General features: G+C 53.8%; 31 protein-coding genes and 1 pseudogene. 17 read left to right on the top strand and 15 right to left on the bottom strand.

The features are described 5' to 3' along the window. The coding region (locus tag KP701_RS13275) for a transposase (RefSeq protein ID WP_215747293.1) at nucleotides 1-182 on the bottom strand (182 nt) is incomplete at its 3' end. 51 nt (nucleotides 183-233) lie between these two features. Here KP701_RS13275 and KP701_RS13270 point away from each other — a divergent pair. After that, nucleotides 234-860, top strand: a complete 627-nt coding sequence (locus tag KP701_RS13270; RefSeq protein ID WP_252345624.1) for a LysR substrate-binding domain-containing protein — start codon at nucleotides 234-236, stop codon at nucleotides 858-860. A gap of 33 nt (nucleotides 861-893) precedes the next feature. On the opposite strand, the gene KP701_RS13265 is transcribed toward KP701_RS13270, so the two are convergent. After that, nucleotides 894-1,823 carry a LysR family transcriptional regulator gene (locus tag KP701_RS13265; protein WP_077804231.1) on the bottom strand — a complete coding sequence of 310 codons (930 nt, stop codon included), beginning with the start codon at nucleotides 1,821-1,823 and terminating at the stop codon, nucleotides 894-896. A gap of 102 nt (nucleotides 1,824-1,925) precedes the next feature. Here KP701_RS13265 and hxlB point away from each other — a divergent pair, with 102 nt between their 5' ends. The 5 genes and pseudogenes from hxlB to KP701_RS13240 all read left to right on the top strand — a co-directional run bounded on the left by hxlB (nucleotide 1,926) and on the right by KP701_RS13240 (nucleotide 5,695). Continuing rightward, nucleotides 1,926-2,504 carry a 6-phospho-3-hexuloisomerase gene (gene hxlB, locus KP701_RS13260; RefSeq protein WP_077804048.1) on the top strand — a complete coding sequence of 193 codons (579 nt, stop codon included), beginning with the start codon at nucleotides 1,926-1,928 and terminating at the stop codon, nucleotides 2,502-2,504. 4 nt (nucleotides 2,505-2,508) lie between these two features. Continuing rightward, nucleotides 2,509-3,138, top strand: coding sequence for a 3-hexulose-6-phosphate synthase (gene hxlA / locus KP701_RS13255; protein WP_099287725.1), 630 nt, complete (start codon nucleotides 2,509-2,511; stop codon nucleotides 3,136-3,138). A gap of 27 nt (nucleotides 3,139-3,165) precedes the next feature. After that, nucleotides 3,166-4,278: an S-(hydroxymethyl)glutathione dehydrogenase/class III alcohol dehydrogenase gene (locus tag KP701_RS13250; protein ID WP_077804050.1), complete on the top strand. Its 1,113-nt coding sequence runs from the start codon at nucleotides 3,166-3,168 to the stop codon at nucleotides 4,276-4,278. A 124-nt stretch (nucleotides 4,279-4,402) separates the two neighbouring features. Then, nucleotides 4,403-5,142: pseudogene (locus KP701_RS13245) on the top strand (transposase). A 46-nt stretch (nucleotides 5,143-5,188) separates the two neighbouring features. Further along, the gene (locus KP701_RS13240) at nucleotides 5,189-5,695 is read left to right on the top strand and encodes a transposase (RefSeq protein WP_235993402.1); all 507 of its coding nucleotides are present in this window, start codon (nucleotides 5,189-5,191) and stop codon (nucleotides 5,693-5,695) included. A gap of 39 nt (nucleotides 5,696-5,734) precedes the next feature. Here the strand turns inward: KP701_RS13240 and moaB are convergent, their stop codons facing one another. The 5 genes from moaB to KP701_RS16580 form a co-directional block, all read right to left on the bottom strand. Next, nucleotides 5,735-6,238, bottom strand: a complete 504-nt coding sequence (moaB, locus tag KP701_RS13235) for a molybdenum cofactor biosynthesis protein B (protein WP_077804051.1) — start codon at nucleotides 6,236-6,238, stop codon at nucleotides 5,735-5,737. A gap of 18 nt (nucleotides 6,239-6,256) precedes the next feature. Continuing rightward, nucleotides 6,257-8,344 carry a S46 family peptidase gene (locus KP701_RS13230; RefSeq protein WP_077804052.1) on the bottom strand — a complete coding sequence of 696 codons (2,088 nt, stop codon included), beginning with the start codon at nucleotides 8,342-8,344 and terminating at the stop codon, nucleotides 6,257-6,259. Nucleotides 8,345-8,718: 374 nt separating this feature from the next. Further along, entirely contained in the window at nucleotides 8,719-10,521 is a 1,803-nt protein-coding gene (gene thrS, locus KP701_RS13225; RefSeq protein WP_371818978.1) for a threonine--tRNA ligase, read from the bottom strand. 106 nt (nucleotides 10,522-10,627) lie between these two features. Continuing rightward, nucleotides 10,628-11,110 (bottom strand): Fur family transcriptional regulator, encoded by a 483-nt coding sequence (locus KP701_RS13220; protein WP_232309385.1) that lies wholly within the window; start codon nucleotides 11,108-11,110, stop codon nucleotides 10,628-10,630. Nucleotides 11,111-11,121: 11 nt separating this feature from the next. Continuing rightward, nucleotides 11,122-11,640, bottom strand: a complete 519-nt coding sequence (locus KP701_RS16580) for a DUF1826 domain-containing protein (RefSeq protein ID WP_371818982.1) — start codon at nucleotides 11,638-11,640, stop codon at nucleotides 11,122-11,124. 282 nt (nucleotides 11,641-11,922) lie between these two features. Here KP701_RS16580 and folE point away from each other — a divergent pair, with 282 nt between their 5' ends. The 5 genes from folE to KP701_RS13190 are packed head-to-tail and all read left to right on the top strand — an operon-like array spanning nucleotide 11,923 to nucleotide 16,049. Further along, complete coding sequence (gene folE / locus KP701_RS13210; protein ID WP_233142725.1) at nucleotides 11,923-12,522, top strand: GTP cyclohydrolase I FolE; 600 nt, start codon at nucleotides 11,923-11,925, stop codon at nucleotides 12,520-12,522. Continuing rightward, nucleotides 12,522-13,028, top strand: coding sequence for a phosphoribosyl-AMP cyclohydrolase (hisI, locus tag KP701_RS13205; protein ID WP_149026849.1), 507 nt, complete (start codon nucleotides 12,522-12,524; stop codon nucleotides 13,026-13,028). Before folE ends, hisI begins: the two co-directional genes overlap by 1 nt. 13 nt (nucleotides 13,029-13,041) lie before the next feature. Next, on the top strand, nucleotides 13,042-14,271 hold the full coding sequence (gene zigA / locus KP701_RS13200; RefSeq protein ID WP_077804058.1) for a zinc metallochaperone GTPase ZigA: 1,230 nt from the start codon (nucleotides 13,042-13,044) through the stop codon (nucleotides 14,269-14,271). Nucleotides 14,272-14,307: 36 nt separating this feature from the next. Beyond that, nucleotides 14,308-15,471 (top strand): S-(hydroxymethyl)glutathione dehydrogenase/class III alcohol dehydrogenase, encoded by a 1,164-nt coding sequence (locus tag KP701_RS13195; protein WP_077804059.1) that lies wholly within the window; start codon nucleotides 14,308-14,310, stop codon nucleotides 15,469-15,471. Nucleotides 15,472-15,488: 17 nt separating this feature from the next. Continuing rightward, nucleotides 15,489-16,049 (top strand): carbonate dehydratase, encoded by a 561-nt coding sequence (locus tag KP701_RS13190; protein WP_077804060.1) that lies wholly within the window; start codon nucleotides 15,489-15,491, stop codon nucleotides 16,047-16,049. Between the two features lie 294 nt (nucleotides 16,050-16,343). On the opposite strand, the gene KP701_RS13185 is transcribed toward KP701_RS13190, so the two are convergent. The 3 genes from KP701_RS13185 to KP701_RS16365 form a co-directional block, all read right to left on the bottom strand. Further along, complete coding sequence (locus KP701_RS13185) at nucleotides 16,344-16,646, bottom strand: hypothetical protein (protein ID WP_063904072.1); 303 nt, start codon at nucleotides 16,644-16,646, stop codon at nucleotides 16,344-16,346. Between the two features lie 9 nt (nucleotides 16,647-16,655). Continuing rightward, nucleotides 16,656-17,504 (bottom strand): MOSC domain-containing protein, encoded by an 849-nt coding sequence (locus KP701_RS13180; RefSeq protein WP_063904071.1) that lies wholly within the window; start codon nucleotides 17,502-17,504, stop codon nucleotides 16,656-16,658. Between the two features lie 181 nt (nucleotides 17,505-17,685). After that, complete coding sequence (locus KP701_RS16365; RefSeq protein ID WP_232309402.1) at nucleotides 17,686-17,781, bottom strand: hypothetical protein; 96 nt, start codon at nucleotides 17,779-17,781, stop codon at nucleotides 17,686-17,688. Nucleotides 17,782-18,077: 296 nt separating this feature from the next. Here KP701_RS16365 and KP701_RS13170 point away from each other — a divergent pair, with 296 nt between their 5' ends. The 3 genes from KP701_RS13170 (at nucleotide 18,078) to KP701_RS13160 (ending at nucleotide 20,004) form a co-directional block, all read left to right on the top strand. Further along, complete coding sequence (locus KP701_RS13170) at nucleotides 18,078-18,788, top strand: TetR/AcrR family transcriptional regulator (protein WP_077804062.1); 711 nt, start codon at nucleotides 18,078-18,080, stop codon at nucleotides 18,786-18,788. Further along, nucleotides 18,785-19,693 carry an SDR family oxidoreductase gene (locus KP701_RS13165; RefSeq protein WP_077804063.1) on the top strand — a complete coding sequence of 303 codons (909 nt, stop codon included), beginning with the start codon at nucleotides 18,785-18,787 and terminating at the stop codon, nucleotides 19,691-19,693. Before KP701_RS13170 ends, KP701_RS13165 begins: the two co-directional genes overlap by 4 nt. Nucleotides 19,694-19,758: 65 nt before the next feature. Next, nucleotides 19,759-20,004: a ferredoxin family protein gene (locus tag KP701_RS13160; RefSeq protein ID WP_198150540.1), complete on the top strand. Its 246-nt coding sequence runs from the start codon at nucleotides 19,759-19,761 to the stop codon at nucleotides 20,002-20,004. Nucleotides 20,005-20,160: 156 nt separating this feature from the next. Here the strand turns inward: KP701_RS13160 and KP701_RS13155 are convergent, their stop codons facing one another. Next, nucleotides 20,161-21,090, bottom strand: a complete 930-nt coding sequence (locus KP701_RS13155; protein ID WP_215747460.1) for a LysR family transcriptional regulator — start codon at nucleotides 21,088-21,090, stop codon at nucleotides 20,161-20,163. A 77-nt stretch (nucleotides 21,091-21,167) separates the two neighbouring features. On the opposite strand from KP701_RS13155, the gene KP701_RS13150 reads away from it, so the two are divergent. Beyond that, nucleotides 21,168-22,112: an MBL fold metallo-hydrolase gene (locus KP701_RS13150; protein ID WP_215747459.1), complete on the top strand. Its 945-nt coding sequence runs from the start codon at nucleotides 21,168-21,170 to the stop codon at nucleotides 22,110-22,112. Continuing rightward, entirely contained in the window at nucleotides 22,109-23,074 is a 966-nt protein-coding gene (locus KP701_RS13145) for an alpha/beta hydrolase (protein ID WP_215747458.1), read from the top strand. Before KP701_RS13150 ends, KP701_RS13145 begins: the two co-directional genes overlap by 4 nt. 134 nt (nucleotides 23,075-23,208) lie before the next feature. Here KP701_RS13145 and KP701_RS13140 read toward each other — a convergent pair whose 3' ends face one another. After that, complete coding sequence (locus KP701_RS13140; RefSeq protein ID WP_063904064.1) at nucleotides 23,209-24,162, bottom strand: GlxA family transcriptional regulator; 954 nt, start codon at nucleotides 24,160-24,162, stop codon at nucleotides 23,209-23,211. 108 nt (nucleotides 24,163-24,270) lie between these two features. Here KP701_RS13140 and KP701_RS13135 point away from each other — a divergent pair, with 108 nt between their 5' ends. After that, nucleotides 24,271-24,735 carry a nuclear transport factor 2 family protein gene (locus KP701_RS13135; RefSeq protein ID WP_063904063.1) on the top strand — a complete coding sequence of 155 codons (465 nt, stop codon included), beginning with the start codon at nucleotides 24,271-24,273 and terminating at the stop codon, nucleotides 24,733-24,735. 18 nt (nucleotides 24,736-24,753) lie between these two features. Here KP701_RS13135 and KP701_RS13130 read toward each other — a convergent pair whose 3' ends face one another. From KP701_RS13130 to KP701_RS13120, 3 genes are read right to left on the bottom strand one after another with little or no spacing between them, the layout of a single operon-like run. After that, nucleotides 24,754-25,644 (bottom strand): aldo/keto reductase, encoded by an 891-nt coding sequence (locus KP701_RS13130; RefSeq protein ID WP_063904062.1) that lies wholly within the window; start codon nucleotides 25,642-25,644, stop codon nucleotides 24,754-24,756. Nucleotides 25,645-25,658: 14 nt separating this feature from the next. Next, on the bottom strand, nucleotides 25,659-26,111 hold the full coding sequence (locus KP701_RS13125; RefSeq protein ID WP_215747457.1) for an SRPBCC family protein: 453 nt from the start codon (nucleotides 26,109-26,111) through the stop codon (nucleotides 25,659-25,661). 31 nt (nucleotides 26,112-26,142) lie between these two features. Further along, nucleotides 26,143-26,904 (bottom strand): SDR family NAD(P)-dependent oxidoreductase, encoded by a 762-nt coding sequence (locus KP701_RS13120; protein WP_099287163.1) that lies wholly within the window; start codon nucleotides 26,902-26,904, stop codon nucleotides 26,143-26,145. Nucleotides 26,905-26,950: the final 46 nt, after the last annotated feature.

The following is a 26,950-nucleotide window of genomic DNA, read 5'->3' as shown; positions in this document are numbered from 1 at the left end:
GTCTTCCCGGAAAAGGTCGCCGCCATCCCCTCGATCGCCTGCCGTTTCCACTGGGCGATCATCGTCTGATGTACCCCATGTTTCGAAGCCAGTTCCGCCAGCGTCAGTTCCCCACGGATCGCCTCCAGCGCAACCCGTGACTTGAACTCTGCCGCATACCGTTTCCGCGTAACCTTGCCCATAAAACCCGTCCTCGTTCAGGCCAGATGATAGCTTATCGCCCTGTCCGAAAAATGGGGACCACCTCTACATGCACCGATGCGGCCATAGAACTGGTGTTTCGACCTAAACTTCTCGAATTTCTCCAACAATACCCCGACATCAACATCGAATTCAGCATGGATTACGCTTTTGTTGATATCGTTGCAGAACGCTTTGATGCAGGAGTCCGTATCGGGGAAGCCATCGAGAAAGACATGGTCGCGACGCGTGTGGGCCCCGACTGGCGCTTTTGCGTCGTAGGATCACCGGATTATTTTCACCGTCATCTGCCCCCTGCAACGCCTCATGATTTGCGCCGTCATAACTGTATTAATATGCGGATGACGACTGCTGGAGGAAACCTGAAGTGGGAGTTTCGTGAACCGACAGGACGCGAAATCGCATTTCGTGTGGCAGGACAAACAACGTTTAGCAACTCTATGTTGGTCCTCGGTGCTGCTATTGATGGGATTGGGTTGGGCTACGTTCCTTATGATCTGGCAAAGCCCGATATTGAAATGGGACAACTGGTTGAGGTGCTTTCTGAATGGAGCTTAGAGTGTGAAGGCCCCTATCTGTATTATCCCAGCAGGCGATTACACTCACCAGCTTTTGCAGCGTTGGTAGAAGCCATGAGATATCATCTTCCTGTTTCTTAGAAATAATACCGTCATAACTGAGGAACAAATTTTTTAAGGGATTTGCGCCATCTTCCATAGCGTGTCGCGTATCCAGCAGTGCGCCTGATCGTCTCCGTAGGATCCATGCCAGATCATGTCGATCCTGACATCTGTGAGTGCTACAGGAGGCGGACTGGTCGTAAGATTGAAGATCTTTGCCAGCATTTGCGCAGGGCGGCTGTGCATGGTCGCTATCACGGGAGCCTGCACGAGCAAAGGAGCAACGCTCATAAATCTTGGCGTTGTCAGGGCAATTGAGCGGCTCAATCCCAGGAGCGCCAAGGCCTTATCAACCACACCATGCTCCCCAGGTCGCAAGCTTGTCAGCAGATGTGGGAATTTAAGAAAATCGTCGAGAGAAAGTGGTGTTTTTAATTTTGTGATATGAGAATTGAAGAGAACCAGATATTCATCCCGCATTAAAAGACGGCTTTTATGGTGGGTTTGTGCACCACTGAAGGGTCCTATACTAATCGCGAGATCGATTTTGTTTTCATCTAGCGTATTGAGGACGGATTCAGGATCAACGTTATGTAGGCGCAGGCGAATTCCTGGAGCCTTTTCCTGAAGGTACGCTAGAAATCGAGGCATCAGAAGCATTTCGATACTGTCTGGGACTGCAATCCTGAAAAGACGTTCAGCTGTGGCTGGATCAAATGGTGTTTCACGCCCTAACAAAGCCTGAAGACTACTGAGGGCCTCTCGCACGGGTAGGCGGAGAGCTTCTGCGCGCGGGGTGCGTCGCATGCCGCCCGCATGTCGTGTCAACAGTTCGTCTCCAAAAAGAGTTCGAAGACGCCCTAAATTATGGCTCATGGCAGATTGGCCGATCCCCATCAGCTTTCCAGCTTTTGTCACACTTCCCGTTTCCAGAAGAGCATCCAGAGCGATCAGAAGATTCAAATCGAGCCCAGCCAAATTGATATGATCGATACCCACCATTGACCTCATTTGTTTGTTTGATCCTGGCTGTTCTCTTATCTTCTGGCAACGGCTCTGGGGCAGATAAGCCAGTCAATCAAAAAGAATCAGGGGAGGGGAAGCATGGCGTTTATATCGCCCGATACGAAGGCTGTTTCCGACGCTCTGTCGACAATCGTGACTGAGATTTCTCATGCCTTACACTCTGTACGTATTGAGAACTGTAAAAGGGCAGCACGCATGATCGCATCTGCGCCGCGCCTGTATTTTGCAGGTGCCGGTCGCAGTGGCATTGGGATGGGAATGAACGCAATGAGGTTCATGCATCTCGGACTGAAGGTCCACATGCTGTCTGAATCAACGGCACCGGCCGTAAGTTACGGAGATGTCGTAATTATTCCGTCAGGATCCGGGAGCACGGACAGTATGCTCGCGATCGCTCGTAAAGTGGTCCGTGCGGAAGCAGATGTGATTGCCCTGACCACAGCAGCGGACAGTCCCTTGAGCCAGATCGCGACTGTCTCGATCATCATAGATGCTGCTGGGAAGCAAAGTTCACATAGAGGATCCACGGTTCAGTACGCCGGGTCGCTGTTCGAACAGGCGGCCATTCTGGTTCTGGACAGCCTCTTTCATGCCATCTGGCAGGCCAACCACCTCGAAAAGGACGTGCTTTGGGCCCGTCACGCAAATTGGGAATAATGTCATGAAACTTCAGATTGCTTTGGATCTTCTGCGCACGCGAGATGCTCTCCTTCTGCTGGGAAAGGTTGCGCCATATGTTGATATTATCGAAATTGGTACACCGCTCGTCAAAGCAGAGGGTTTAGCGGTTCTCAGGGCTATCAAGACTGCTTATCCAGAGAAAGAACTCTTCGCAGATTATAAAACAATGGATGCCGGGGAGCTTGAAGCCACCATGGCGTTTGAAGCGGGGGCTGACTCCGTTGGCGTGCTGGCCCTTGCGAACGATGCTACGATCGCAGGTGCCGTTAAAGCCGGACATACGTATCAAAAACGGGTCGTTGCTGATTTGATTGGTGTGCCTCCACAGAACCGTCTCTCCCGGATTTCCGAACTAAAAGATCTGGGGGTTTCTCACGTCGAACTCCATGCGGGATTGGATGAGCAATCTTTACCTGGGTACAGCATTGTTGATCTGCTCAAGACAATTTCCGGAAGCGTGCTTCCATTCGCCGTAGCGGGTGGGATCAATGCTTCTACAATCGTGACAGTTCGGGATGCAGGTGCCGAAGTTGCTATCGTGGGAGGGGGAATCTATGGCGCGGAGGATCCTCAGGACGCAGCCCGAAGACTGCGCAGTGCCATCAAATGAAGCAATAAAATAATTAAGGAGCTGAACATGAAGTCACGGGCTGCTGTTGCTTTTGAAGCAGGGAAACCGCTTGAAATTGTCGAAATTGATGTTGCGCCTCCCCGTAAAGGAGAGGTGCTCATTCGGATAACGAATACTGGCGTCTGTCATACAGATGCGTTCACCCTGTCAGGCAATGATCCGGAGGGGCTTTTCCCAGTTGTGCTGGGGCACGAGGGCGCTGGCATTGTCGTCGAGGTTGGCGAAGGTGTCACAAGTGTTGCCCCAGGAGATCATGTGATCCCGCTTTACACGGCGGAGTGTGGGAAATGCGAGTTTTGTCTGTCTGGGAAAACCAATCTTTGCATTGCTGTTCGTGCCACTCAGGGCAAAGGTGTGATGCCTGACGGAACAACGCGTTTTTCGTATAATGGTCAGCCTCTGTATCATTATATGGGCTGCTCGACGTTTAGCGAATATACGGTTGTTGCAGAAGTTTCGTTGGCTAAGATCAATCCTGAGGCCAATCCCGAACACGTCTGCCTTTTAGGGTGCGGTGTCACGACGGGTATTGGCGCAGTGCATAATACAGCCAATGTTCAGCCGGGGGATTCCGTTGCGATCTTCGGCCTGGGCGGTATTGGTCTTGCTGCGGTTCAAGGGGCACGGCAGGCGAAAGCAGGGCGCATTATTGCCATTGACACCAATCCGGAAAAATTTGCGTTAGCACGCCAGTTTGGTGCTACAGACTGCTTGAACCCCAAAGATTTTGATCGGCCAATTCATGAGGTGCTGATCGAGATGAGTGGCTGGGGCATCGATCACACATTCGAGTGTATTGGCAATGTCCATGTCATGCGCTCAGCCTTGGAGGCCGCGCATCGTGGATGGGGACAGTCTATTATTATTGGTGTCGCCGGAGCGGGGCAGGAAATCTCGACACGTCCGTTTCAACTGGTTACAGGACGTGTCTGGAAAGGCTCTGCTTTCGGCGGTGTCAAGGGACGTTCCCAGCTTCCGACTATGGTCGAAGACGCTATGAAGGGGGATATTGAACTTGCGCCCTTCGTCACGCACACGATGCATCTGGATCAGATTAACAAGGCTTTTGATCTCATGCATGAAGGAAAATCTATTCGGTCAGTTATTCACTTCCATTGAGGGAATAGGTGGACCCGTCTGTCCGGACAATTTCGGGCTTGAATAAGCTAGAGGGTTCGAAAATCCCTCTGGTTTTGAGTTTATCTGTGTGATTCCATTTCTCCTGAATTGATTGAGGGCGTGGATGATGAAGCAGTCTGGTTTGTTTGATGTTGAAGAGCGGCTTGCCCGGTTGAGCGGGCTTGGTGATCAGCTCGAAGCCTTTTCCCAGATTGTGGATTTTGCAGTGTTCCGTCCTGATCTGGAGGAGGCTCTGGCCTATTCCGATGGAAGCACTGGCGGACGATAGCCTGTCGTCCATGCGCTTCCTTGGGCTGGGGCTTTCAGATCGTGTTCTTGATGCCAAAACGGTCTGGCTGTTCCGTGAGTGCCTGACGCAGATGGGAGCGATCGAGGGTCTGTTCAATCGCTTTGATACAACCCTGCGGAACGCAGGCTCTCTGCCGATGTCAGGCCAGATCCTGGATGCAGCATTGATAGCCGCTCCAAAGCAGCGCAATACGAACACTGAGAACGCCGACCTCCGGGCAGGACGTATCCTCGATGACTGGCAGGACAAGCCGGCAAAGCTGTCGCACAAGGATCGTCATGCGCGCTGGACACTGAAGTTCATGAAGGCGAAGCGGCAGGATGACGGGACGATCCCCACAACGGATCTGGCCACTCCATATCCAGCGGTCCAATGCAGGAAAGTCCGTGATCCGATCCCGCGTCGAGCACGTCTTTGCCGATCAGAAATCACAGACAGGGCTGTTCGTCCGAACTTTCGATATTACCCGGGCCACCATGAGGATCGGGCTCGCCAATATCGTCTACAACATGCGCCGCTTCCTCTTCTTAGAGCCGATCAACGCGAGCGCGTAGTCATCCAGCGGGTAACAGCCCCCAATCTGCTCAAAATGCAGACCGGATGCCATCGCAGAATCAGAACCAAGGCACATCAACAAACGGTTCTTCGATCCCTCCATATGGACAACAGCCCAAAGTATTTCGCGAAAGCCAGATCCGCGAGCTTGAACAACGGATTGAAATCGTTATCGCAGAGGCAGAAGAACTCTCCGCCAAAGCACAGCTTCTCCGTTCCATTCCTGGTATCGGCCCGGTATCAGTAGTCATGCTTCTCGCAGAAATGCCAGAGCTCGGCCGCATGACAGCGACAGAAGCCGCTGCCATGACCGGACTTGCGCCAATGGCTCACGATAGTGGTGCAATGTGCGGAAAACGTGTCATTTCAGGGGAAGGAAGATCTCTCCACCACGTGCTGTTCCAGGCAGGATTAACAGCTGCCTGCCATAATCCTGTTCTGAAAGCTGCCGCCGAACGCATGAAACAGCGGGGTAAACCACATAAACTGATGATCGTCGCTATCGCACGGCGTCTCGTCACAATCGCTATCCTCAAAACCGGAGTGCCATAGCGCATTAGCTCCGCCGCTTAGACACAGTTGCGGGTTTATTTATATCCTTGAAATAATTTCGACAAAATTACACGGTTTGTGATTGCTATCTAGCTGATATTTTAAAATATCATCCCACCCATCTTTGACTGCGCCTGGTGATCCGGGAAGCGCAAATAGTAATTTCCCACGGGACACTCCCGCCATGGATCTAGATTGTATTGTAGAGGTCCCTATCTTTTTATAAGACAACATTCGAAACAGCTCTCCAAAACCGGGAATGTATTTATCTAAAACCAGATCGAATGCTTCCGGAGTGACATCTCGTTTGGTTAATCCAGTTCCTCCTGTGGTAATTATAACATCAACATCCTTATTATCGATCATGATATTGAGCGCGTCAGTAATTCGATTGATATCATCTATTTCAATCGACCTAGCCGCAAGAACGTGCCCTGCCTCCATGACTCTGTCGGCCAAGATCTTACCAGAAATGTCGGTTTCTAAATTCCGGCTATCTGAAATAGTCAGAATGGCAATCCGAACGGGTATAGAGTTGTTCAAGTTATTATCTTTCCACTTTTATTCCGGACGCGACTTTAGCTTCCCCGTCTCAAGTTCATCAGCAAGAGCATCAGCGTGATACACCGTCCTCAATGCAGCCATGATGGCACTTGTATCCGTGGAAACAGCACGATTGCGCTCGATGTCGTAATAAAGATCGCCCGCCAGGCTATCGAGGTTACCGTCAAAAATCAGGCCAACGACATCGCCTTGACGGTTAATAACAGGGGAGCCTGAATTGCCGCCGACAATGTCATTGGTCGACACATAATCAAGCTTCGTAGAGAGGTTTAGATGTGGCTTCGCATCCAACCAGACTTGCGGCAGACGGAACGGATCACTGCCCGTTGCATGTTTGTACATCCCTGCAAAATCCGTGAAGGGTGCAATGACCTTTGCGCCATCCTGGAAGCCTTTAACTGTGCCGTAAGATAGTCGCGGCGAGAACGTGGCATCCGGATAAAGTGTATCTGCCTTTCCTTCTGCCTGAGCACGCGCGAACTGGGCCCGTGCAATCGTACCCTGGGCTTCGTGCATCGGTGCTTCAATCTGGTCACGGCTGCGATTGCGGATCGTGTCCAGAACCGGCTCTAAGTGACGTGCCAGAACGATCATTGGATCTTTGGATGATTCAATGGCCTTGACGCCACCTTTGTAAAGCGCGAGACGCTCTGCGGGATCCGCCAGTTTCGTGCCCTGTATCAGTTCTACGGCGCGCTCATCCGGGCTTTTTTTTCCCAGAATCAGATGGACCGCTGCATCATCCTCACCGAGTATCTGGCGCATGGTCGTCATACCTAACGCCAAAGTCGTAGTTTCCAATTCAGTATGCACCGGCACTTTCGCAGCGATCTCGGTTTCAAGTGCGGCTAATTCCGCATCATGGTAACCGGACCGACGCTCTGTATCTGGCTTCTTTCGTTCATGCGCCGCTGACACCAGCATAACAGCGTCCCCCAGCAGACCATGAACTGTGCGTGTTATGGCAAAATCATGCACATAATACTGACGCTGCACAGCAAGAGCGGCTTCCACTTTTTTGTACGGATCACCATAAGTCTTGCGACGTTCTGCATCTGCGTCAATCCACGCCTGAAGGGCTTGATCTTCCGCCTCGCGCTTTTCTATCACTTCAGGTTCACGCAAAGCCTTTGCTGTACCAGACAGAGATTTCAGTGCGTTCTGAACACCGAAAAGCGTATTTTGTGCGTCAATTAGGTGGGTCTTGCTTTCTCTGGAATACTGCCACAGCGCTCCTTCAAGGGTCGAATAAGCAGCAATAATGGTTGGCAGACTGACATCTCGTTGAAATGCCAATGCGCTGGCCGGAAGGGACCGTTGTGTGCGTCCTGGGTTTCCGGATGTGAAAACCAGATCACCAGCCTTGGGGCCCTTTGGATCGAATTTAAAAAACGGCGTATGAACCGGCTTGCCGTCTTCAAACACCCGCAGCATCGATAGATCAATATCATAACGCGGGAATGTAAAGTTATCGGGATCACCACCAAAGAATGCTATATCCTGATCGGGCGCCATCACGAGACGGATATCCTGATAACGGCGGTAACGATAAAGCGCCGTCTGTCCACCATGATAGAGTGTCACGACATCGCAACGCCAGTGTGAGGCATCACCCAGCGCGCATTCCTTGGTCAGGACACTATTGGCAACCTGCAAAGCTTTGCCATATTCCGCACCATGTTTTCCTGCGGTCATTTCTGCGACACGACCCGTTACATCTTTCACCTGATCCAGACGATCCAGTTCCATCCCCGGACACTGAGGCTCTTTTGAGACCTCTCGAGCCGAGAAACCATCATGGAAATAATCGTGATTTTTGTCAGACAGATCCGTGAGACACGTATTGGCACAATGATGATTTGTCATCACCAAACCATCACCTGATACGAACGAGGCAGAGCAGCCTTCCGCCAAGCGTGCCGAAGACTGAATGACATGGTTAATCCATTCGACAGAGGGTTCAAACCCATATTGCTGCTTCATCTGCCGAATAGGCAAATGATCAAACGTCCACATGCCTTCTTCAGCCTGAGCAGATCCAATAAACGCAGGAATAATTGCAAACAAAATTGATTTTTTTCTCATAAATAAACCCGAATTAAGAACCTTAAAGATACGGAAACATAACTTTACTTGACGTTTTACATTGTAATAATTCCCGTTCCTTGTTTAACGAATTTTAGTATGTTAACTCGCGTCGAAACACTTTATTTTCGGTGGCTATCATTACGTTATAACATCACAAATAACCCGACATCGCAATATTCGTCAAGCATAAGACTAACGTATTCGATCCCGGACTTAAGTTGCGTAGAAATAATCAATAGCCTCTTTGTATATATTGGGATTTCGAAATAGATGTCGGGGCGAAGTCAGAAATGTAGAAATTATTATAAATATTATTCGTATAATCACTTATCCCAATGATATCTAACAACCAAAGAAATCGTGTCGATAAGCTAAAAGACTTGTGCCAAACGAGACTCCGATGCTTTGGCGATTAAATTGATAGCGGATTCCATGTCCAACATTGGTGTTTCTGATCTTCCATATTCCCGGATAGACACGGTGCCTGCCTGTGCTTCCTTCTTCCCGACGATCAGCAACATGGGTACTTTCGCGAGGCTGTGTTCGCGGATTTTGTAAGCGATTTTTTCATTGCGCAAATCGGGCTCTGCTCGGACTCCACGTTGGCGGAGCGCTTTAATCAGATCGACTGCGTAATCGTCTGCAGCGCCGGTGATTGTTGCCACCACGACCTGAATGGGTGCAAGCCAGAAAGGCAGGTGGCCGGCATGGTGTTCAAGGAGAATGCCGATGAAACGTTCAAGCGAACCGAACAGGGCGCGATGCAGCATGACGGGCGGATGTTTTTCTCCATCCGCGCCAATATAATGCGCGTCCAGACGCTGAGGCAGATTGAGATCGACCTGAACGGTACCGCACTGCCAGTCCCGGCCGATTGCATCACGCAGTACGAACTCCAGCTTGGGACCGTAAAAAGCGCCTTCTCCTGGATTGCGTGTGTAGGAGAGGCCTGAAGCTTCGACCCCGCGCTGTAACGCTTCCTCCGAGCGATCCCAGATCTCGTCCGATCCGACACGTTTGTCAGGCCGGTCGGAAAATTTGATACGGACATCTTCAAAACCGAAGTCCTTATAGATCGAAAGCACGAGATGGCAGATCCGCTGCGTCTCGGCCTCCATCTGTTCCGGTGTGCAGAAAATATGTGCGTCATCCTGCGTGAATGCACGTACGCGCATCAGGCCATGCAACGCTCCTGACGGTTCAAAGCGATGGACTTTGCCGAATTCGGCCATCCGCAGGGGCAGGTCGCGATAGCTCTTCAGGCCTTGGCGGAAAACCTGCACACCACCGGGGCAATTCATAGGCTTGAGGGCGTAGGTACGGCCTTCGGTTTCGGTGGTGAACATGCTCTCCCCGAATTTTTCCCAATGGCCAGAGGCCTGCCAGAGCGACAGATCCATGATGTCGGGCGTATTGATCTCCACATAGTTCTCGGCCTTCTGACGTTCGCGCAGATAAGCGAGCAGGGTCTGGAACAGTGTCCAGCCGTTCGGATGCCAGAACACCGCGCCTGGAGCTTCGGCCTGGAAATGGAACAGATCCATCTCGCGGCCGAGACGACGATGATCACGCCGTGCTGCTGCTTCCTGACGCTGCTCCCACGCGGCGAGTTCGTCGGCATCACGACAGGCCGTTCCGTGAATCCTCTGCAGCATTGGATTGCTTCGATCACCTTTCCAATAGGCACCAGCCGTACCGAGAAGTCGAAAGGCGTGTCCGATCTGTCCTGTGCTGACGAGATGTGGCCCTCGGCAGAGATCGACGAAGTCGCCTTGTCGATAAAAGCTCAGGGTGGCATCAGCAGGCAGGGACATGATGATCTCGGCCTTGTAGGGCTGTCCATTCTCCCGGCACCAGGCAAGTGCTCTCTCGCGATCCCACTCCTCCCGGATGATCGGCTCGTCCCGGTCGACGATCTCGTGCATCCGTGCGTCGATCCGAGCGATGTCATCATCGGTGAAAGCGTGCTCAGCGGCGAAATCGTAGAAAAATCCCTGTTCCGTGGCGGGCCCTGTCGCAAGCGCGGTGCCGGGATACAACTCACTGACGGCTTGTGCCAGAACATGGGCCGTGTCGTGACGGATCAGGGAAAGCGCATCGGCGTCCGACCGGAAGACAGGGTCAGCCCGTTGGTCACCAGTTGTGGAGGAAAGATCGCTGATAATGCCGTTCACACGGCAGGCGAGCATATCCTTTGGTGGGTGGGATGAAGGACGGGAAGAGATGGTGGTCGGTAACATGAGAGAGCCTTAACGGAGAAGAGCGGCGAGGGGGCGCGGTTCATTTGGGCGCGCGTGTCGGAAGCTTGTGCTTTTGTTGTGTCGGCAAGAAAGACGGGCAGACGCTGCATCGTGCGCAGACGCCCTGAACTTCGATGACCCGATGCCGGACCTGAAATCCAAGGGTCTCGGCCGCAGCGTCGATCAATTGACAGGATAGCGTATTTTCCACCGCTTGCGCGGCACCACATCGATCGCAGATACAGTAGACGAGGTGAGAGGGATCGTTTGCCCAGATCCGCACGAAGGCATTTCGACTTTCGAGCCGTCCCACTAACCCGCTGGCAATCAGCTTTCCGAGAGCCCGGTAAATTGTAGTCGGAGCAATCCGCGGGCAATTCGAATGACTGACACACCGTAGGATGTCGTAAGCCGAAAGTGGGACGTTTGCCTTCGTCAGCACGTCGAGTACATCATTCCGTAAAGACGTGGTCCGCCTTTTGAAGGCATCGCAACCTTGACGTGCGTCGCGAGACGGCGGCATGACACGCTCTATCATCGGGAAATTGTATCCATCACGAGGACCGACCCAGGCCTTGCACCGTTTGCGATATTTGCCGGGAGACGATGAAGGCATCCGAGTTTGCCTTCAGCCGCCCCTTTAATGAACACTACTGCGAACGGTGTCAGGGTACTGACAATACCACTCTTTGGATTTTGGCTGCCGCACCACTCTGGTCCAGCGCTTCCATAGGCGCAGATCAGCCGAAGTGCATCGGGGGGCAACTCGAACGCAGTCTCCCCACGGGATGGCGTTATTAGCTGGATGTGCTGCCGGACGCCTCCTGTCAGCGCACCGAACAGTGCGGACAAGTCCCTGACATCAGTCAGGATGAGGGGAGACCAGTCCTGATGTAAAGCCGGGTTTACAAGGGAATCTGCGATTTCCGAAGGTGTGCCGGCGAGAGTGAGAGCAGATGGGGCTTGTGAGCAGTTTGTGAGAGTTCCTTCCCATGTTGCCGGAATCCGGCGCCCCCACACGACCATATCGACATCCGGTCGCTGCAGATCCATCACGACTGTCGCGTGGGCACAGGCGACCACATGCGGTGCAAGACGGCCCAGAGTACTGTTTTCCGGTGGGTCGATTGTTGGCGCGGGCCAGCTCTCAATGAATAGCATGGCGCCGAGACTTTCCTTCGGCGCGCGCGCGGGTGGAGTCATATCCGTCGAGACAGAATGTTGCTGTGAGGGAGGGGGCATGGTTCCCGAGCTTGACGATAGGTGGCGAACGTCTTTATGGTTACGTTATAACATAACATAGTCAATAGCAGATAAACTTCAATGGACACACTGATGGACGTTCCACGGCAAGTGAGAACCCGGCCGACCCGGGCTCAGGCGGAAGAGGCGGTGCGAACCCTGCTCGCCTGGACCGGTGATGATCCTGATCGCGAGGGGCTTGCCGGTACGCCTGACCGCGTGGTGCGGGCCTATGAGGAGTTTTTCGAGGGATATCATGACGACCCGGTCGCTCTTCTGGAGCGGACCTTCGAAGAGAGCGGTAACTACAACGAGATGGTGGTGCTACGCGATATCCGTCTGGAATCCCATTGCGAGCATCATATCATTCCGCTGATCGGTAAGGCGCATGTGGCGTATCTGCCCGACAAGCGGGTAGTTGGCATCAGCAAGCTGGCGCGTCTCGTGGACGTCTTCGCCCATCGTCTACAGATCCAGGAAAAACTGACGGCCCAGATCGCGGATACAATCCAGGGCGTGCTTCAACCGCGTGGCGTCGCGGTCGTGATCGACGCGGCTCACCAGTGCATGACCACACGCGGAGTACATAAGCCAGGCGTGAGTATGGTGACCAGCCGCCTGCTGGGCGAGTTCGAGACGTCGGAATCTCTGCGGCGCCAGTTCTTCACTATGGCGGGAATGGGTGGCGTGTGATGGGCACAACTGTATCTTCTGTGTCCACGGCATTTGGGTCGCGCGTCTCAATTGAGCAGGTCGAGGAGGGGAGCGATCTCGCCCCACGTTTCGACGCCAGCGGACTGCTGACCGTGGTCACAACGGACGCAGAAAGCGGTGATGTCATGATGGTTGGCGTCATGAACGCAGAGGCGCTCGCACGCACTATCGCAACCCGTGAGGCGCATTACTGGAGCCGGAGCCGTCAGTGTCTCTGGCGAAAGGGCGCCACGAGCGGGCTGGTCCAGCATGTCCTCGAAATGCGGATCGACGACGATCAGGACGCGATCTGGCTGCGCGTTCACACTGCGGGCACAGGAGCGAACTGCCATGTGGGTTATCGAAGCTGTTTTTATCGGCGTGTTGATCTCACTTCTGAGGAAGGCCTTCCGTCATCATCGGCAGCACTCCTCTTTTGCGAAACGCACAAAATATTCGATCCGCTCGCCGTCTATGGCGACGCCCCAAACCCGACAAAGCTTTAGAGGAAAAATCCCCATGGATGACCAACTTCCCGTTACCGTGCTGTCCGGCTTTCTTGGCGCGGGAAAGACGACCTTGCTCAATCACGTACTGAATAACCGCCAGGGCTATAAGGTCGCGGTCATCGTGAATGATATGAGCGAGGTCAACATTGACGCCGCTCTGGTGCGCGAGGGCGGCAGCAATCTGTCGCGTACCGATGAAAAGTTGGTTGAAATGACCAATGGCTGCATTTGCTGCACGCTCCGCGACGATTTGTTGCAGGAAGTACGGAGGCTCGCAGAGGAGCGGAAATTCGATTATCTGCTCATTGAATCTACAGGCATTGCGGAACCGCTGCCCGTAGCCGCAACGTTTGAGTTTCGTGACGAGAGTGGCGTCAGCCTGAGCGATATCGCACGGCTGGATACGATGGTGACGGTCGTTGATGCGGTCAATCTCCTGCGCGATTATTCTTCCAGCGATTTCCTGAAGGATCGGGGTGAAACGGCCGGGGAGGACGACGAGCGTGCCCTGGTCGATCTGCTCGTCCAGCAGATCGAGTTTGCGGATGTCGTGGTGATCAACAAAGTCTCCACCGCTACATCGGATCAGGTTGATGCGGCGAGGCAGATCATTCGTGCGTTGAATTCGGACGCTGATATCATCGAGACCGACATGGGGTCTGTTCCTGTTGAGCAGATCCTGAATACAGGCCGTTTCGATTACGACAAGGCACATCAGCATCCGTTGTGGTTCAAGGAACTTTACGGCTTTTCCAGCCATGTTCCTGAAACAGACGAATATGGCATCCGTAATTTTGTCTATCGTGCGCGCCGTCCGTTCGAACCAGCGAAATTCCAGGCCTTCCTTGATCGGAACTGGTCTGGCGTCGTACGCGCCAAGGGCCATTTCTGGTTAGCTACGCGCCCGGACTGGGTAGGTGAAATGAGTCAGGCTGGAGCCCTGGTGCGAAGCGAGGCGATGGGGCTGTGGTGGGCTGCGATTCCGAAAAATCAGTGGCCGGATACTGATCAGTGGCGCGACTTCGTATTGGGAAACTGGGATCCGGTCTTCGGCGACCGTCGTCAGGAAATCGTCTTTATCGGCAATGGAGATATGGATGAATCCGGTCTTCGGCAGGAACTTGATGCCTGTCTTGTTCCAGATCTCGGAGACACCGCTTTTGAGCCGTCACGCTATGCACGCCTCCCTGATCCCTTTCCGCTTTGGCGTCGCCAGTCGGAAAGTCTTGAGTCGGCCTGAACGAATTCCCACACGCTATTATTGAGGAATATTTTCATGAAAACCCGAGCTGCAATTGCGTGGGAACCTAACATGCCGCTTGAGATCGATCTGGTTGATCTCGAAGGCCCGAAAGACGGCGAGGTTCTGGTCCGTATCGTGACCACGAGCCTGTGTCATACCGATATGTTTACCCTGTCGGGGCATGATCCGGAAGGACGTTTTCCATGTATTCTCGGTCACGAGGGGGTCGGGATCGTCGAGGATGTGGGTAAAGGTGTTACCTCTGTTGCTCCGGGTGATCATGTCATTCCGCTCTATATTCCCGAAGACCCGAACTGCCCGATGATCCGTTCGGGCAAAACCAATCTCTGCTCGACTATCCGCGAGACACAGGCGCTCGGTCTGATGCCAGACGGCACCAGCCGTTTTTCATACAAGGGCCGCCAGATCTTTCATTACATGGGCACCAGCACGTTCAGCGAATATACCGTGCTGCCCGAAATTGCCGTGGCGAAGATCACCAAAGAGGCGCCGCTTGCGAAAGCCAGCGTCATGGGGTGCGCCGTCCCGACAGGTATGGGAGCCGTGCGGAACGCCGCGAAAGTGGAAGCGGGATCGACTGTGGCCGTCTTTGGTCTCGGTGCGATCGGCATGGCCGTCATTCAGGGGGCTGTCATGGCCGGTGCTGCAAGGATCATCGGCATCGACACCAATCCGGCGAAGTTCCTGCTGGCCCGAAATCTGGGGGCGACCGATCTCGTCAATCCGACCGATCATACCGATCCAATCCAGAAAGTTATCGTGGAGATGACGGGTGGCGGCGTGGATTATTCCTTTGAGGCGATCGGTCGGGTCGATGTCATGCGAGCGGCCCTTGAGTGTTGCCATAAAGGCTGGGGTGAATGCACAGTCATCGGTGTCGCTGGGGCTGGCGAGGAGATCTCGACGCGGCCTTTCCAGCTGATCACGGGACGGGTCTGGCGGGGCACGGCCTTTGGGGGTGTAAAAGGGCGTTCGCAGTTACCCGGTATGGTCGATGAATGGCTGGCGGGGAAGTTTAGCGTTGACCCTTACATCACCCACAACATGACTCATGACCGGATCAATACGGCATTTGATCTTCTGCATCGGGGAGAGGCCATTCGCTCTGTCATGCATTATCAGCCGGGCGAAACCATGTCGAATGACCTACCTGGCAAAATTCTGACCGATCTTTAAGGAGACGAAATGTGGCTATGCTGAGACCAAATCCACGTGGTGATTTCCCCGTAGTTTCTGAAAGCGCCTTTATCGACCCGACCGCGATCCTGTGCGGTCATGTGATTGTCGAGGACGATGTCTTCATCGGTCCCTATGCCGTTATTCGCGCCGATGAAGCCGATGAAGACGGCCATGTCGAGCCCATCCGGATCGGGAGTGGGTCGAACATTCAAGACGGTGTGGTCATCCACTCAAAAGATGGCGCGGCCGTGACGATCGGGTCGCGCACGTCCATTGCACATCGCTCGATCATTCACGGTCCCTGCGCTGTTGGAGACGAGGTATTCATAGGCTTCAATTCCGTGATCTTCAACTGCACGGTCGAACGGGGTTGCGTGGTAAGGCATAACTCCGTTGTCGAAGACTGCGTCTTGCCGGAGCAGTTTTATATTCCGTCCACGACAACAATTCATTCGAATACAGATCTATTGACGATTACGCAGGTCACTCAGGATGCGACGGCATTTTCTGAGAGCGTCGCGGAGATGAATGTTAGTCTGGCACACTCCTATCGACGTATAGCCAATCAACTTTAAAACTTCCGTCAAGGGACGCAATTAAAGAGGTACGAACCAATTTTGGCTGAATGGGGACCTTATTCTCCTGGAAAAACCGGAGGGTTTTTAGAGCCCTCCGGTTTGTCGGTTCGGTGAACACCACGGGCGCCAGGAAATCCAGTTGGAACCGCATATCTGGCGATCATCTGCTAAGTGGACACTATCGTACCATGAGCAGTGGCCCACGAGGTTTTGCCTGACACGCCAGGATGTAGCCCGCCTTCTTGTCTGCCGCCGATAGACCGACTTCGCAACCGGTTGTGATGGTGCCTTTTATGAGCTTGACTTTGCAGTGTAGGTTGTGCCCGATAGCGAGAAGCTGATCGGATATTCCTTGGTGTCCGGCAGGTTATCTCCGTGCGACAGAACGCCGCCGAACGATTCACAGGCGATCCGTTCAGGTGAAGTCCCGAGTTCATCACACAATACAAGCGCCGCGGCGACCATAGCAACTGGGCCGCAAATACGCATATGATGATCGGCTATAAAACGGAAGGGAAGCCGTTCACCTACCAGCGGGCGTCGTCTGAACGAACGGATATCTGGCGTTTCGGCTCGCACGTGAATGATATACATGGTGCCCGCTCAGAATCCTGCGGGGCGTTTGTTTTCTTCCAACGCCGTGCATGCCGCTGCATTGTTATACGTTGTAACGATATCGTTCAGTGCGATCCTTGTGTTAACGCCGGTGCGTGCAGACCGAGTATTGATCGCTACACGAAAAAAATGATTAAAGCGCGCGGGATTAGACCATGCCGGCTGCGTCCGGCGCCTGTACTCTGCGAAGCGGCGGGCAAAAGCATTGTCTCTCTGACCAGTTAGCGGATCGCGAGACGGCACGACACAACGCTGACAGGGGTTTATTCCCAACCACTCTGTGCCACCAAGGTGAAACTCGACTTCGTCTCCAAGTCCTCCGAACAGTGCATCTTCCCAAAAAGCCGGGACGCCCCCGATCTCGATATTGGTCCGAAAGCGGGCCCGAACTTGCTCGACTGGCAACCCGAACCATATTCCAATCGTCTCTAGCGTCGCAACGCTGATGATAGTCGGACCAGGCGAATCCGTATCATCAGGATGTCCCGTAGTGGTATCCGCCCGAAGGTGGACTGGAAAACCGAAAAACCGACTTAGCCATGCCTCTATTGGTCTTGCAGTGCCATCAAGATTGAACAGAACAGTAGGCAGACCTCGACCAGAGTCATCTCGTAGGCTTACGGTCCGTTTATCAAGATCGAAACCAGCGCGGATGCGATGAATCTCTGCGTGGTTCTTGCCGTTAACCACACGCCCCTGTGCGTCAAATAGAGCCCAGCACCGGTCGTCTGCCAAGGCCCCGCTAGTAAGAACCCGCGCATTTGTGACTTCCACCGGATCCAATGATTTAATCGGAAAGATCAGAATGCGGGAGATAAACGGAACCGATCTGGTCATTTTTCATAATCTCGCGAGGAAATTTCAGATGTTAGAAACTATGTTGGAGCGGCGGATCTAATACGTCATGGCAGCCTTGTTTTGAGGACTGTATTGGTGATTGCAATGAGACGCCGTACGATAGCGACGATCACCAGTTTGTGTGGTTTACCCGATTGTTTCATGGGTTTGGAAACATCTTTCAGAAGGGTTTATGGCACGCAGTTGCCAATCCTGCCTGAAACAGGGGCTGACGGAGAAATCTTCCTCCCCTTGAAATGACACGTTTTCTATGCATCACGCCATTGTCATGAGCCATTGGTGCAAGTCCGGCCATGGCAGAGGCTTCTGTTGCCAGAATACGATCAAGTCCTGGCATTTCAAACGGATAGTGTTTCTTTTTCTAACTGATCCTGGCCACTCGGCCCCTCTGTTCTGACGTCGACATCCAAGGCTTGAATCACATCAGACCGATTTTCCAAACAGACTCTCAAGCCGTCGATGCCCGCCCGAGCCTGATCTTATACGGAAAAATGGAATAAGCGCTTGAATATAAGTGAGCGTTCACTTACCTTACTTCCGTAAGGAGAACCCATGCCGACCTCACGCCGTTCCAGATTGTCCGCGACTGACCGCAAGCAGGCCATCCTGTCCGCTGCAGCTCCCATTTTCGCCCGGCTCGGTCGGGACGGTGCGACGACCAAGGAAATCGCCAGAGCCGCTGGTGTTTCCGAAGCTTTGCTTTATCGGCACTTTACCAGCAAGGACGTGCTTTATGCGGCGCTTGAAACTCACTGCGTTGAAGCGAATGCAGTTGGCAGCCGTATTCTCGCCGAGGTGACGCCTTCAACTGAAACACTGGTCATGGGTGTCGCCATACTCGTGCACGCAGTGTTTCCCGGTATTGGCGATGCGCAGTCTCACGAAGACACCAAACGCCTTGTGACGGCCAGCCTGCTTGGCGATGGCCAGTTCGCAAAGGCGTTCCTCGACCAGCATGTAAAGCCGTGGGTCAGCGTTTTTTCGCAATCATTCAGGGCGGCTCAAGACGCGGGAGACGTCGAATCTGGCATTCATATCGGTCATGCAGAGATATGGTTCGTCCATCATCTAGCGAATACTTTGCATCTCATCAGCCTGCCCGACATCACGGTCGTTGAATACGGCATCACACGAGACAAGCTGGTCGAGAACACTATCCGGTTTCTGTTGCGCGGGCTCGGCCTCCAGAACGCCGTCATAGACCGGCATTACGACCCGAAAAAACTCAAGATGATCATTATATCAATGGATCAGAAAATATGATGGAACCGATCAGGACTATAGGCGTCATCGGTGCAACGGGGCGGCTTGGCGCGCCAGTTGCAGCGGAACTGGCAAAACATTTTCAGGTGAGGGCAATCGTTCGTTCGCCAGACAAAGCTCGGAGGATACTGCCGCCTAATGTCGAAATCGCCCAGGCAGATCTGCGGGACATTGCGGGGTTGCACAAGGCGCTCGACGGGGTGGATGCGCTCTATCTCAACCTTGCGACCGACACGGCGGATTTGACGCTTCCCTTCTACGAAGAGAGGGAGGGTGTGCGGAACTTGATGAGCGCCATCAAAGGGTTGAATATTAATTATATTGCTAAAATCGGTGCTCTGGGCGCCTATCCTCCCGCGCTCAACACTATCAGACATAACATCGTGCCCAATATTATTCGGATGGAAGGGCACAAAATCATCGCGGATTCCGGTATTCGTCATACGTTTTTCGCGCCGACCCATTTCATGGACCTGCTCCCAAATATGATCAGCGGTCGAGCGCTCCAGTGGATCGGGAATACACACATCAAAATCTGGTGGATCAGCTCCGCCGATTATGCGCGCTGGGTGATTGAGGCGTTTCAGAATCCTGAGGCAATGCCTGTACATTGCCCCGTACAGGGGCCGGAAGCGATCTCCGTCAGGCAGGCGCTGGAGCGGTTTGTCCGAAATTATGATCCGACACTTAAAATTCGCGTGGCTCCACTTTGGATCATGCGGATGATCGGTCTTTTTAATCCGAAAATGAAGTTCGTCGCGCATTTGTTTGCGTATTTCGGGGATCACGAAGATCCGTTCTATGCCGAAAAAATCTGGCAGGAACTGGGCAAGCCCACAACGACGCTCGAGATGTTCGCGCAGGAGCTGCGGCAAAGTCGGCATTTACAACAAGGCGCGAAATGAGCGGGTCAGGGAATAAAGCGATGATCACACCTAAATGTCTGAAAGACGGCCAAACAGGACGGGTCATGCCGGTCGTAGACTTTAATCGCTGTGAGGGAAAAGACGCCTGCGTCGCCGTATGTCCTTACGACGTGTTTGAAGTGCGCAAGATCGATCCGTCCGATTATCGCGATCTTTCATTTGTGGGCAAAATCAAGAGCTATGTCCACGGAGGGATGGTCGCCTATACCCCGCATGCTGATCAATGCCGTGCTTGTGGTTTGTGTGTGAAAGCATGTCCTGAGCGCGCAATCAAATTGGTAAAAATTTGACGTTCATACAAAGATGACTGCGCATTTTTTTCTATAATCAGAATTTCTGCTGATGTAAGTCGTCATGACTCCTCGTGCTTTGGGGAAGCTATGACAGCCTATCTCTTTCTGGAGAGATTTATCTGTCATAGCTATTTTGAGCGCCCATTAAAAATCTCACTTTACATGACTACCCAATACTGATGCGACAGCATCGCGCAGCCATATTGAGGCAGGATCACGATCACTCCGGGCTGACCAGATCATCGATACTGCCGGGATACGCAGGTCCAGTGGAACGGGATGGATTGCCAAACCGAAATGCGCGGCATGTTGCTCAGCGATCCGGCTGGGAAGCGTAGCCAGAACGGGTGCGGCCGCTGCGGCAGCAAGTGCCGTCAGAAAATCTGAGGCAGCGAGAACCACGTTGAGTTCCTGACCAATCTGCATCAGTGCGTCTGACAGGCATCCCTGGATGTCATCTTTCAGTGTCATGAGAACATGGGGCAATGCAAGATAACGCCCAACCGTGATTGGCGCATCCGGATCGATCAGTTCTGGGTTGAAGCAGCAGACGAGAGACTGCTCATACAACGATACCCCACAATGGCGTTCCAAACCGAAATCAAAACACCCAACTGCGATATCCAGCGCGCCCGTATCCAGTAATGTATAGACCTCACTCCGAGGAGATCCACGTGACAGCAGTCGTATTCCAGGTGCATGCCGTTGCAAATAGGCCGTCAGTTTAGGCATCAGAAAGACTTCAAGTTCGGACGAAAAGCCGAAACGAAAGATGCGCTGTTCCGTCGCAGGATCAAACTGTTCCTCAGACATCAGGATGTGCTGAGCCTGCCTTAACAACTCCGCGACATGTGACGCCATGGTTGATGCTTTGGCTGTCGGCTGCATGACAGCACCGGTTCTGACGAGCACATCATCGCCCAGTAACATTCGGAGGGTGGCGAGTGCATGGCTCATTGCGGGTTGTTGAATGCGAAGGCGTCGTGCCGCCTTTGTGACACTGCGTTCTGAAACGAGGGCGTCGAAAGCAATCAGAAGATTGAGATCGAAAGAGCGAAGATTGAAATGATCAATGGGTTTCATATATCAAATCGATTTGTATGATGTTTGCGCGCACCCTAACGTCTGATGCGACGTAAAACAATCGTATTGAGTCAATCATGGCAGCAGCTTTTCAAGTGGGTGACGCCCGTATCACGCGTATTCCCGAACTTCATTGGGATAACGCGCGCCCTCACAAACTGTATCCGGATATCGACGCTGAGGCACTTGCAATATTCGGTCCGTATTTGACGCCAGGATCATTTAACCCCGTGACCGGTGGGCTCGCGCAGGGAACTCATGCGTGGCTTGTTCAGGTTGCTGGTCTCACTATCTTGGTTGATACCGCCACAGGCAACGACAAGCCGTTACCTGCCGCACCGGCACTGGATCATCTGCATACGTCGTTTCTCGAACATCTTGCAGCCGCAGGTGTACAACCGGAGCAGGTTGATACTGTTCTGCATACGCATATTCATGCCGATCATGTTGGATGGAATACGCGTTTGCACAACGGAAAATGGGTACCGACCTTTCCGAAAGCCCGTCATGTTTTCTCAGTGATTGAGGCCCGATACGGTGCCAGCAATGACGGTATTGACCCTGCTCCAGACCTGCCTCCAGAGATCTTGGGGCGCCCGGACCATCACCCACTCCCACGTGTCTATACAGACAGCATGCTCCCCGTTATCGAAGCCGGTCTGGGAGAGGCGATTATCATCGACGGTCAAGAGGTTCTTGCGGGTTTCTCCTTTCATCCGACCCCTGGGCACAGCATCGATCATGCCTCGATCCAGCTGCGGTCGGATGGTGAAGAGGCGTGGTTTACAGGAGATGTCATGCACCATCCTCTGCAGGTTTATCGTCCGGATCTACGGTCCGTTTACTGCGAATTCGTTCAGTCTGCCGAGCATTCGCGGCGGTGGCTTCTTAAAGAAGCGGCGGAAAGCGGGAGTCTCTGCTTTACCAGTCATTTCGCGGAAACGGGTGCCGGATATGTCAGGCGTCGTCCAGAAGGTTTTGCATGGGAATTTGCGCAACCAAATGTAGGAGACGCCAGATGACAAATCTGCTTATGGAAAACCTGTTCATCCCGAGTGATACGGCCGATATCACGCTTCATCTGTGCCATAAACGCCGTGCAGACATCCAGATATTTGGTTCACAACGCACTATCTTGCTGATGCATGGCGCGACGTTGCCGGCAGAAAGTCTTTTCGATGTGCCTGTCGGGGAGGGGGCATTCATGGACCTCCTCGCTCAGGAAGGGTTCGATGTTTATGCGCTTAACGTAAGGGGTTTCGGAGGATCAACGCGTCCTGATGGAATGGGAGGTGCACCTGAAGCTGCGCTGCCTCAGGTCAGGACCGAAACAGCAGTACGCGATCTGAGTACTGCTGTTGACTATCTTCTCGCAACGCTTGCCATCCCACGTCTTTGCCTGATCGGAATGTCCTGGGGTGGCACGGTTACCGGCGCATATACGGCTGCTCACAATGACAAGGTGGAGAAATTAACGCTGATTGCACCGCAATGGATCAATGACGGGGTTTCTCGTCTGGATCCGGGTGGTCCAGTGCCTGCTTATCGCCGCTTTAATGTTCAGGCATTTCGCCAGCGCTGGCTTGAAGGCGCACCTGAGCAGAAACGCGAAGAGATTCTGCCAGCAGGGTGGTTTGAACAGTGGGCCGCAGTTATTCTTGCGAGCGATCCCGCAGAGCAGGATGGAGTGATCCGGGCGCCTGCGGGTGTCATTCAGGATGTGCGTGACTACTGGTCCGCAGGGAAGGCGTTTTACAGTCCCGAAAAGATCACGGTCCCGGTTCTTCTGCTTCATGCTGAGTGGGATTTGGATGTAACTACTCAGCAGATGGGAAACCTGTTTCCACGTTTTCTCAATGCCCCGTATCGTCGCTGGACGGAGATTGGGGAAGGAACGCATATGGTGGTTATGGAAAGGAACCGATGGCAGGTGCTTGAAGAAATTCTGATCTTCCTGCGGACTGCCCCTCATTCAAAGGGTTAAATTCTAGGAAGTGTCCTGATCTGCCGCGTGTTTGACCTGTTCTAGCGGGATAGACGCGATCCATCATTGAAGTGGATCTCGTCGGGATTGCTTGCAAAACGAGCTGCTTTCTCGTCCAGGAAAAATGAGCACTCTCAGGTCGCCTCGGCCGCAGCATTTCGCCTGATAGCCTGAGGCGGCTGATGGAACTCCCGCAGGAAGGCGCGTCGCATCCGTTCGGGATCATGAAAGCCTGTCATGACGGCGATGGCTTCAATGGGGAGGGTAGATCTCTCCACCTGCTCGCGTGCGGCTTCGAGACGCAGTCGTTCGACTGCTTTTGCGGGGCTCATCCCCACCGCTGCCCGGAAACTGCGAGAAAAATTTCGGGGGCTCATGCCGGCCTGACTGGCCAGAATATCCACGGTCAGGCGCTGTTCCAGGTTGGACCGGATCCATCCCAACAGTTCGGCAAAGCGTTCCTGAGGGCTCGTCATCTCGAGGAGTGCCGAGAACTGGGACTGTCCTCCGGGACGGTGATAGAACACCACCATTTGCTGCGCCGTACGACGGGCAATGTCGGCCCCAAGATCTTCGGCAATCAACGCCAGCGCCATGTCGATGCCAGCGCTGATCCCCGCAGATGTCCAGATCAGGCCATCATGAATATGAATGGCATCTGCCGAAACCCGGATTTTAGGGAACTGTGCTGCCATGGCCGGGGCTTGTTGCCAGTGTGTCGTCACACGACGGCCATCAAGCATGCCAGCTTCTGCCAGCAGGAAAGCCCCTGTACACACACTGCAGATACGTCGCGCATTTCTGGCCTGATGCCTGATAAAGTTCAGTAATTCTGGGCAGCTCATAGCCTGCCTGTGGCCTTCGCCTCCGACAACGATAAGCGTATCGAACGACCCTGCCGCCGCGAGCGGAACCGTCTCGATCGTCATCCCGGAAGACGACCGGACCAGACCACCATGGTGGGACAGGGGCGTCATCTCATACGGAGCCGCCCCAAATCCTCCGGCAAGCTCGAAGGCTGCCGTCACTCCGGCAGCGTCGAGCAACTGGAAGTCTGGATAGAGAAGAATACCGATCTGTCTGGTCATGGCTTGAAATGAGGGATCGTTGTCCTTTCGTCAAATGCTCTTTTGGAAAACACTGACAGGTCTCGGATCAACTCGTGATCCGTCCCCGAACCAGAGGCGGAATTCCCTATGTCCCGACCCCCATTGCCTCCCTTCAATGCTGAAACGGCTGCTCAGAAAGTCCGCCTCGCGGAAGATGCCTGGAATGGCCAGGATCCTGAAACGGTGGCGCAGGCCTATACGACCGATAGCCAGTGGCGCAATCGCCTGGAATTCATCCACGGACGAGAGGACATCGTGGCGTTCCTGACGCGCAAATGGGAGCGCGAGCAGGAATACCGCCTCATCAAGGAACTCTGGGCTTTTCAGGAGAACCGGATCGCGGTCCGCTTTGCTTATGAGTGGCAGGATCAGGCCGGGCAGTGGTTCAGGTCTCATGGGAATGAAAACTGGGAGTTCGATGAAAACGGGTTGATGCGTTACCGCGCAGCGTCAATCAACGACCAACCCATTTCAGCGACCGACCGCCTGTTCCGCTGGCCTGAGGGACGGCGTCCGGACAGTCACCCCGGTCTTTCGACACTGGGATTGTAACTGTCCGGACGCGCTTCCTTAAGGCGTTGACTGGAACGCCTTGCGGCCTTCTGCGTCCAGCGCCGCGAAGTCTTCATCGGATAGGGTGATGTCGGCTGCCGCGACATTCTGTTCCAGATGGGCGACCTTGGACGTGCCGGGGATCGGAAGCATCGCCTTGCTGCGCATCAGGACCCAGGCAAGAGCAATCTGGCTTGGATGCGAGCCGTATTTCTTCGCCATCGTGTCCAATATGGATCCCGGCCTGGCGAGGTCGCCGGCGGCGAGAGGGAACCACGGGATGAACCCGATGTTCTGCTGCGTGCAGTAGTCGAGTACGTCCTCGCTGGTGCGATCGACGAGATTGTAGCGGTTCTGGACGGTCGCGACCTCGAAGAATTTCGATGCTGTTTTGATGTTGTCGACAGAGACCTCGCTCAGTCCTGCATGACGGATCAGTTTCTGATCAATGAAGGAGCGGATCGCGTCGAACTGTTCGTCTGCCGGGACTCTGGGATCGATCCGGTGGAGTTGCCACAGATCAATCTGCTCGACGCCGAGGTTGCGCAGGCTTTTGTGCACCTGCTGCAATAGATATTCCGGCCGTCCGACCGGTTTCCAGATGTCGGGGCCGGATCGGGTGAGGCCGCCTTTCGTCGCGATGACCAATCCTTTGGGATAGGGATGCAGAGCTTCCCTGATCAGCCATTCGGAGACGTCCGGACCATAGGAATCCGCCGTGTCGATGAAATTGACGCCGAGTTCTGGGAGGCGCTTCAGTGTGCGGATGGCCTCGTCGTGATCGGCGGGCGGTCCCCATATACCCTGGCCAGTGATGCGCATCGCACCGAAACCAAGCCGGTTGATGCCGAGATCGCCGCCAATCCTGAATGTGCCTGATCGGGAAGCGTTAGAGGGGGACTGGATCATGGGTTTAGGTTCCTTCATGACAATGTCGTCTCTGAGGCCAGTATCTCGGCCAGTCTGTCGAAAGCTGGCTGGTAGATCTGTGTCGGCATCCGGGCCTCCATACTGGCGGCATGTTCGGCTGGGGCTTCGAACTGCCCCCGCCATTGGATGAACGTGTGGTCATTTTTCGTTATAGGAAGAAGGCTGATGGTAGAGCGATAGTTCCGGACCGGCAGGGCTGATTCAACGATCGAGAACGTGACCGCGTGATCCACGTCGGAGAGTGCCAGAAGCTGTTCGCGGATGAGTCCGACATCGCCCATCTCAACCAGGCGAATTGCGCCGACGCGGTCACCGGACTCATTGCCTTCGATCCCGCAGCTTCTGACGCCCGGCAACCAGCGTCCAAGAGCGTCGAAATTACGGACCAGCCGCCAGACAGAGGGAAGGGATGCAGGAATGATGCTGCTGGCCATAACGTGGATCATGAGGCCTCTCCCGGTTGTGAATGTCTGAGTGTCATAGCGATTGGCCTCCCGTCACCTCAATGCGTTGGCCATTCACCCAGCGCAGGTCGTCAGACAGAAGGGCACGGATGGCGGCACCAATGTCATCGGGCTGCCCGACCCGCCCCAGAGGCGTGATCTCTGCAAGGCTTTTATTGATCGTGGCATCGTCACGGACCAGACCACCACCGAAATCCGAGGCGATCGCACCGGGGGCGACGGCATTGACGGTAATGCCCCGCTCTCCCAGTTCTTTCGCCATGTAGAGTGAGATGACTTCGGTAGCGGCTTTCATGGCTGAATAAGGTCCATGATCCGTCAGGTAGAAACGGGTCGCGGCAGAGGTGATGTTGAGAATACGACCGCCGTCCCGGATCAAGGGCAGGAGGGCCACCGTCAGAAGATAGGGGCCTTTGAAATGGATGTTGTACTGGTTGTCGAGCTGTTCGGATGTCGCAGCATCGAAGCGAGTGTGAATGATATTGCCTGCGTTCTGAACGACATAACTCAGTGCACTGTGCTCGAACTCATGTGCTAGAAGTGCTCTGACCTGCCCGGAAAAATTCGCGAACGATTCATGGTCCACGATATCCAGCTTCAGCATGCGCAGTTTTGCGTTTTCGCCGACGAGGGCTGCTTCGGCGGCGTTCGCCTCGTCTTCGTTGGAGTGATAGGTCCCGATCACGTTGATGCCCGAGGCAATCAGATGTTTCGCGATACTGTATCCGATGCCGCGATTGGCCCCCGTGATGAATGCGATGTCCTGTTTGCTCATAACTGGATTCCTTGGCCGAGACACGGCGATATGTTCCGGAATTTAA

It is taken from the genome of Gluconobacter sp. P1C6_b (genome assembly GCF_018811945.1).
Classification (GTDB): domain Bacteria; phylum Pseudomonadota; class Alphaproteobacteria; order Acetobacterales; family Acetobacteraceae; genus Gluconobacter.
Note: the sequence above shows the minus strand (reverse complement) of the source record. Positions and strands in the feature narration are given on the sequence as shown.

Excerpts from the sequence above, each read along its gene's own strand:
- folE (WP_233142725.1), top strand. The coding sequence starts at position 11,923 with ATGGACGTTCCACGGCAAGTGAGAACCCGGCCGACCCGGGCTCAGGCG.
- KP701_RS13180 (WP_063904071.1), bottom strand. The coding sequence starts at position 17,504 with ATGACCAGATCGGTTCCGTTTATCTCCCGCATTCTGATCTTTCCGATT.
- hxlA (WP_099287725.1), top strand. The coding sequence starts at position 2,509 with ATGAAACTTCAGATTGCTTTGGATCTTCTGCGCACGCGAGATGCTCTC.
- KP701_RS13140 (WP_063904064.1), bottom strand. The coding sequence starts at position 24,162 with ATGACCAGACAGATCGGTATTCTTCTCTATCCAGACTTCCAGTTGCTC.
- KP701_RS13220 (WP_232309385.1), bottom strand. The coding sequence starts at position 11,110 with ATGCCGCCGTCTCGCGACGCACGTCAAGGTTGCGATGCCTTCAAAAGG.
- KP701_RS13135 (WP_063904063.1), top strand. The coding sequence starts at position 24,271 with ATGTCCCGACCCCCATTGCCTCCCTTCAATGCTGAAACGGCTGCTCAG.
- KP701_RS16580 (WP_371818982.1), bottom strand. The coding sequence starts at position 11,640 with ATGGATCTGCAGCGACCGGATGTCGATATGGTCGTGTGGGGGCGCCGG.
- KP701_RS13155 (WP_215747460.1), bottom strand. The coding sequence starts at position 21,090 with ATGAAACCCATTGATCATTTCAATCTTCGCTCTTTCGATCTCAATCTT.
- KP701_RS13145 (WP_215747458.1), top strand. The coding sequence starts at position 22,109 with ATGACAAATCTGCTTATGGAAAACCTGTTCATCCCGAGTGATACGGCC.
- KP701_RS13130 (WP_063904062.1), bottom strand. The coding sequence starts at position 25,644 with ATGATCCAGTCCCCCTCTAACGCTTCCCGATCAGGCACATTCAGGATT.
- KP701_RS13240 (WP_235993402.1), top strand. The coding sequence starts at position 5,189 with ATGCCATCGCAGAATCAGAACCAAGGCACATCAACAAACGGTTCTTCG.
- KP701_RS13120 (WP_099287163.1), bottom strand. The coding sequence starts at position 26,904 with ATGAGCAAACAGGACATCGCATTCATCACGGGGGCCAATCGCGGCATC.
- KP701_RS13150 (WP_215747459.1), top strand. The coding sequence starts at position 21,168 with ATGGCAGCAGCTTTTCAAGTGGGTGACGCCCGTATCACGCGTATTCCC.
- KP701_RS13190 (WP_077804060.1), top strand. The coding sequence starts at position 15,489 with ATGCTGAGACCAAATCCACGTGGTGATTTCCCCGTAGTTTCTGAAAGC.
- KP701_RS13265 (WP_077804231.1), bottom strand. The coding sequence starts at position 1,823 with ATGGTGGGTATCGATCATATCAATTTGGCTGGGCTCGATTTGAATCTT.
- KP701_RS13195 (WP_077804059.1), top strand. The coding sequence starts at position 14,308 with ATGAAAACCCGAGCTGCAATTGCGTGGGAACCTAACATGCCGCTTGAG.
- KP701_RS13125 (WP_215747457.1), bottom strand. The coding sequence starts at position 26,111 with ATGATCCACGTTATGGCCAGCAGCATCATTCCTGCATCCCTTCCCTCT.
- KP701_RS13270 (WP_252345624.1), top strand. The coding sequence starts at position 234 with ATGGGGACCACCTCTACATGCACCGATGCGGCCATAGAACTGGTGTTT.
- KP701_RS13250 (WP_077804050.1), top strand. The coding sequence starts at position 3,166 with ATGAAGTCACGGGCTGCTGTTGCTTTTGAAGCAGGGAAACCGCTTGAA.
- KP701_RS13165 (WP_077804063.1), top strand. The coding sequence starts at position 18,785 with ATGATGGAACCGATCAGGACTATAGGCGTCATCGGTGCAACGGGGCGG.
- KP701_RS13170 (WP_077804062.1), top strand. The coding sequence starts at position 18,078 with ATGCCGACCTCACGCCGTTCCAGATTGTCCGCGACTGACCGCAAGCAG.
- hxlB (WP_077804048.1), top strand. The coding sequence starts at position 1,926 with ATGGCGTTTATATCGCCCGATACGAAGGCTGTTTCCGACGCTCTGTCG.
- KP701_RS16365 (WP_232309402.1), bottom strand. The coding sequence starts at position 17,781 with ATGCATAGAAAACGTGTCATTTCAAGGGGAGGAAGATTTCTCCGTCAG.
- KP701_RS13185 (WP_063904072.1), bottom strand. The coding sequence starts at position 16,646 with ATGTATATCATTCACGTGCGAGCCGAAACGCCAGATATCCGTTCGTTC.
- KP701_RS13230 (WP_077804052.1), bottom strand. The coding sequence starts at position 8,344 with ATGAGAAAAAAATCAATTTTGTTTGCAATTATTCCTGCGTTTATTGGA.
- KP701_RS13160 (WP_198150540.1), top strand. The coding sequence starts at position 19,759 with ATGCCGGTCGTAGACTTTAATCGCTGTGAGGGAAAAGACGCCTGCGTC.
- zigA (WP_077804058.1), top strand. The coding sequence starts at position 13,042 with ATGGATGACCAACTTCCCGTTACCGTGCTGTCCGGCTTTCTTGGCGCG.
- hisI (WP_149026849.1), top strand. The coding sequence starts at position 12,522 with ATGGGCACAACTGTATCTTCTGTGTCCACGGCATTTGGGTCGCGCGTC.